This window comes from Acidovorax sp. (genome assembly GCF_046314175.1).
Classification (GTDB): domain Bacteria; phylum Pseudomonadota; class Gammaproteobacteria; order Burkholderiales; family Burkholderiaceae_C; genus Acidovorax.
The window spans coordinates 1-4,850 of the sequence record NZ_JBKBXG010000170.1; the positions used below are offsets into that span (position 1 = coordinate 1).

Sequence of the window (4,850 nt, forward strand, 5' to 3'; positions counted from 1 at the left end):
GCCCCGGCTCTTGCTCATCTTCTCGCCGTTGTTCACGGTCAAAAAGCCGTGCACGAACACGTTGTTGGGCGTCTTGCGGCCGCTGAAGTGCAGCATGGCGGGCCAGAACAGGGTGTGGAAGGTGACGATGTCCTTGCCGATGAAGTGGTACTGCTCAAGCGTTGGGTCGGCCATGTAGGCGTCGTAGCTTTCGCCACGCTTTTCGAGCAGGTTTTTCAGCGATGCCAGGTAGCCCACGGGCGCGTCAAGCCACACGTAGAAGTATTTGCCCGGCGCGTCGGGGATCTCGATGCCGAAGTAGGGCGCGTCGCGGCTGATGTCCCAGTCGCCCAGGCCCTCGCTGGTGGTGCCATCGGGGTTGGTGCGGACGGTGAACCACTCCTTGATCTTGTTGGCCACTTCGGGCTGCAGCTTGCCGTCCTGCGTCCAGTTCTCCAGGAACTCCACGCAGCGTGGGTCCGACAGCTTGAAGAAAAAGTGCTCCGAATTCTTCAGCTCGGGCTTGGCGCCCGACAGGGCCGAGAACGGGTTGATAAGGTCGGTGGGCGCGTACACCGAGCCGCACACCTCGCAGTTGTCGCCGTACTGGTCCTTGGTGTGGCACTTGGGGCATTCGCCCTTGATGTAGCGGTCGGGCAGGAACATGTTCTTCTCGGGGTCGAAGAACTGCTCGATGGTGCGCACTTCAATCAGGCTGCCGTCGGCGCGGTCGCGCAGGTCGCGGTAGATCTGGCGGGCCAGGTCGTGGTTTTCTGGCGCATCGGTGCTGTGCCAGTTGTCAAAGCTGATGTGAAAGCCGTCCAGGTACTGCTTGCGGCCAGCCGCAATGTCGGCCACGAACTGCTGGGGCGTTTTGCCCGCCTTTTCGGCGGCGATCATGATGGGTGCGCCGTGGGTGTCGTCGGCGCCACAGAAGTTGACAGCGTTGCCCTGCATGCGCTGAAACCGTACCCAGATGTCGGCCTGGATGTATTCCATGATGTGGCCGATGTGGAAGTTGCCGTTGGCGTACGGCAGGGCGGTGGTAACGAAGAGTTTGCGGGCGGAGGTCGTCATAGAGGCTTTCTCGGGCGGAACCCGTGATTTTATGGCGGCGCCGACGTGGTGGCAGGGACGGAGGCGTTACCGCTATCCCATACCGATCCCGGCGGGTTGAGCGATTGGTAGGGTGATACCTGGCCTTTTTCGATGGGAAAAGGTAAGTGGGCATACTGCAAAGGCGCGTCTCGTCCCGTGCGGACCAATCGCCGCTTTGGCAGACCTTCCGCACCCACTTGGCTGCAGCGGCTCTATCGGCGTACCCACTCTTTTCACGCCACCTAAAAATGTCCACCTTCTTGTTCCGTCGTGCTGTGCGCCTGGCGGGTCTTGCCCTCTGCGCCTATCTTGTGCCTGCCCACTCGGCTCCTGTCACCACGGTGATCGCGGAGGATTCGTTTGCCTACACCTCAGGTCAATCGGTGGTGGGAAAAAGCGGGGGCGTTGGTTGGAGCACGTCTTGGGAATTTGAAAATCCAAATTTTTCGCAACTGGAGGTTGAATCGACAGGCCTGACAGTGCCTGGCGTCTCCAGCACAGGGGGAGGGCTTGTCTACGTTTTAAACGGTGCCCTTCAGTTGGGTCACGCAGCCCGTTCATTGCCGCAACAGGACACTGGGGTGGTGTTCGTGCAGTTTCTGTCCCAATTTGGAACGCAGTCGGGTGGTGGGTCGCCGAGCGTTCGGTTCGGCGCTGTGTGGGTTGGCAATAACGGTGGTTGCGGAAGCCCCGTCTATGCGTTGATTGATACGACGGCCGGTGTGTTCGAGTGCACTACCGTGCCGCTCGCGACTTTGAGTGCGGTGGTGCTGCGCATCGACTACACGGCCCAGACCACGCAGATGTGGGTGTTGCCCAGCCTCAGCGGGTTTGACTACCTGAACCCGCCCGCGCCCACCGTACAGCGCTCGGGGTTTGCGCCTGTGTTCAGCCGGTTTTCCCTGTACGCACGCAATCCAGCTCGTATTGATGAGCTGAAGGTGTTTCGCGTGGCGAACGTGGTGCCGGCCCCTGCAATGCCGCAGCCGGTGCCTGTGGACTCTTGGGGTGCGCTGGGTGCGGCGAGCGGTTTGATCTTGCTGGCAGGCTGGTGGCGCAGACGCCGGCAGTAAGGGGCTGACGAACCGAAGACCACGAAGACCAGCGTCTTGCCGAGGTGCCGTGACGCCTGTTCAGGTCACCGGCTCCTTCACGGCGGCGCCGTGGTCAGTCCAGCCGAAGAATGCGCAGATCTCCTCGCGCATGGCCAGCGTGTCAGCCCTTCCCAGGGCCATGAGTTCTTGCGTATAGCTGGCTTCAAATAATAGGTAGCTGGCCAGCGCGGCGCCGCGCACGTCGGCCATGTTGGACGTGACGCCCAGCGCGGCAAGCATGGTGCGCACGGGGCCCGGCAGGTCGCCCACATGGCGCGCGGCCACGGCGTCCAGCCGCTGCGATGGCGCAATCACCAACAGTTCGATGGGACGCAGGGCGCTGTGGGCGCGCACCTCGGGCGGGATGAGCGACAAGGTCTGGTTGATGCGTTGCACGCGCTCCACGTCCACCGCCAGCGCATCCAGAAAGATGTTGGACAGCGCATGCCCGGCGATCTGGGCCAGAGAGGGGTAGCTGGCCGTAGGGTTGGCGGCGGCGTCGCCCTTGGGCTCGTGCATGCGGCCCGCGCCGATCACCAGGACGCGCTCGGCCCCCAGGTGGATGGCGGGGGCAATGGGCGCGGACTGGCGCATGGAGCCATCGCCAAAGTACTCGACGTGCTCATCCACTTCGATGCCCTTGGCCGGAAAGATGAACGGGATGGCGGACGAGGCCAGCAGGTGCTCGTGCGTGATGCGGTCGCGCGCGGCCTTGCGCTGCGAGCGCACCCAGGGTTTGACGGGCTCGGCCGATTCAAAAAAAGTGACATGTTCGCCCGAGCTGTAGCTGGACGCCGTGACCGCCAGCGCGGTCAGGTGGCCCTTACGGATCAGCCGCGGCAGCCGCACCAGCGGCACCATCTTGACCAGCAGCTTCTCCAGCGGCGCGTTGTCCAGCAGCGAGCGCGGCCGCATGCGTCGCCAGCGGGCCAGCGCCCAGCCCACGGACAGCAGCGTGAGCCAGCGCGCGCCGCTGCGCATCACCGACAACGAATCGGCGCCGTACACCTGGCCCGCATGAAACTGGCGCCACACCCGCGCAATGCGGCGTACCGCGCGGTCAAAGTTGTCGGCCCCGCAGGCCAGCGCAGCGGCGTTGATGGCCCCGGCCGAGGTGCCGGTGATGATGGGAAACGGGTTGGGCTCGTTGCCCGCGCCGCAGGCGTTGCGCAGGTCGGCAATGGCCTCCAGCACGCCCACCTGGTAGGCGGCCCGGGCGCCGCCGCCGGTCAGCAGCAGCCCTGTGGCAGGACGGGGCGTGGTGGGGCTGGGGGAAGGGTGGGGGGCGGCTGGGTGGTCTGTGGATGGCATCGGCAGTGCGTGGCAGGTGAGGCGGTTCCAGTGTGGAGGGCCGCGCCCGCCGCACCATGTGGGAAAACCCGGGGGGGCTGCTACCTATCGGTGATTGAGCAGCAGGCGTGCCACGCCTTCGTCTTGCAGCACGCTGATGCCGTGGTCGCGGGCAAACAGGCGCGCGGTGTCGCTCAGCTGCCCCTGGGTCACCACATACACACCGGATGACGCGTCGCGCGCCTTCATGGCGGCGTGCAGGTCGCGCAGGGGCTCCACGCCGTGGGTGGCTGCCTTCCAGCGGCGGGCGCTGACGAGGGTGGTCTTGCCGCCCAGAACCAGGGCCATGTCGGCGGCGCTGCCTGGTTTCAGGCGCTCCACGGTGCAGCCCTCACGGGCCCAGGCTGACTCCAGTGTGTCGGCAAAGGTGCGCCAGGGCATGCTGTTGACGGCGTCCAGCATCTCGGCCACCTTGGTGGGGCTGGGCGCGCGCAGTTGCTTCCAGGCGGCGATGCAACCCACCACAAAGATGGGGAACCCGGCCAGCGCGCCCACGATGAAATAGTCCTTGGGCAGCAGCGCGCCGGAGGCCAGGACGATGAGGCCGACCACCGCAAAGCTGATCCACCATGGCGAGCGCAGCAGCACGGCAAACAGGGATTTTTCGGCCATCTTGAATTTCACGGGGGGTCCTTTTCTTTCTTTCGTTCGGCGGCGGCGGTAAGCCAGGGGCAAAGCGTGCGCATTGTCCTGCAGATACCGGGGTTGGATCGCTTGGATAGACTACCTGCCCCACAGGAGTTATTTGAATGGCAGTCACCGAACAAGGCCTCTTGGCCGCACTTTCCACCGTGCTGGACCCGCATACGGGCAAAGATTTCGTCAGCAGCCGTGCGCTGCGCAACCTGCAGATCACCGGTGGCGACGTGGCTTTTGACGTCGAACTGGGCTACCCCGCCAAGAGTCTGGTGCCCGAGCTGCGCCGCAGCCTGGTGGCCGCTGCCAAGGGCGTGGCCGGGGTCGACAACGTCTCGGTCAACATCACCACCAAGGTGCTGGCCCACGCCGTGCAGCGCGGCGTGCAGTTGCTGCCCCAGGTCAAGAACATCATTGCCGTGGCTTCGGGTAAGGGCGGCGTGGGCAAAAGCACCACCGCCGCCAACCTGGCCCTGGCCCTGGCGGCCGAGGGCGCCAGCGTGGGCGTGCTCGACGCCGACATCTACGGCCCCAGCCAGCCCATGATGCTGGGCATCAACCGCCGCCCCGAGAGCGACGACGGCAAGACCATGGAGCCGCTGGAAAACTACGGCGTGCAGGTCATGTCCATCGGCTTCCTGGTGGACCAGGACGAAGCCATGATCTGGCGCGGCCCCATGGCCACCCAGGCGC

5 protein-coding genes are annotated in these 4,850 nt (G+C 64.9%); 2 read left to right on the forward strand and 3 right to left on the reverse strand.

Annotation, left to right across the window (positions count from 1 at the left end; all coding sequences use genetic code 11):
• On the reverse strand, positions 1–1,056 hold a 1,056-nt coding region (metG, locus tag ACK4OE_RS25130; RefSeq protein ID WP_409889152.1), incomplete at its 3' end, for a methionine--tRNA ligase.
• Positions 1,057–1,202: 146 nt separating this feature from the next.
• On the opposite strand from metG, the gene ACK4OE_RS25135 reads away from it, so the two are divergent.
• Entirely contained in the window at positions 1,203–2,150 is a 948-nt protein-coding gene (locus ACK4OE_RS25135) for a hypothetical protein (protein ID WP_409889153.1), read from the forward strand.
• Positions 2,151–2,210: 60 nt separating this feature from the next.
• Here ACK4OE_RS25135 and ACK4OE_RS25140 read toward each other — a convergent pair whose 3' ends face one another.
• Complete coding sequence (locus tag ACK4OE_RS25140; protein ID WP_409889154.1) at positions 2,211–3,482, reverse strand: patatin-like phospholipase family protein; 1,272 nt, start codon at positions 3,480–3,482, stop codon at positions 2,211–2,213.
• Positions 3,483–3,566: 84 nt separating this feature from the next.
• Positions 3,567–4,145, reverse strand: coding sequence for a restriction endonuclease (locus ACK4OE_RS25145; protein ID WP_409889155.1), 579 nt, complete (start codon positions 4,143–4,145; stop codon positions 3,567–3,569).
• Positions 4,146–4,270: 125 nt separating this feature from the next.
• Here ACK4OE_RS25145 and ACK4OE_RS25150 point away from each other — a divergent pair.
• Positions 4,271–4,850, forward strand: a 580-nt coding sequence (locus tag ACK4OE_RS25150; RefSeq protein WP_409889156.1) for a P-loop NTPase, incomplete at its 3' end; no start/stop codon positions are given.

Coding starts and splice junctions, on each gene's coding strand:
- ACK4OE_RS25140 (WP_409889154.1), bottom strand. CDS start 3,482: ATGCCATCCACAGACCACCCAGCCGCCCCCCACCCTTCCCCCAGCCCC.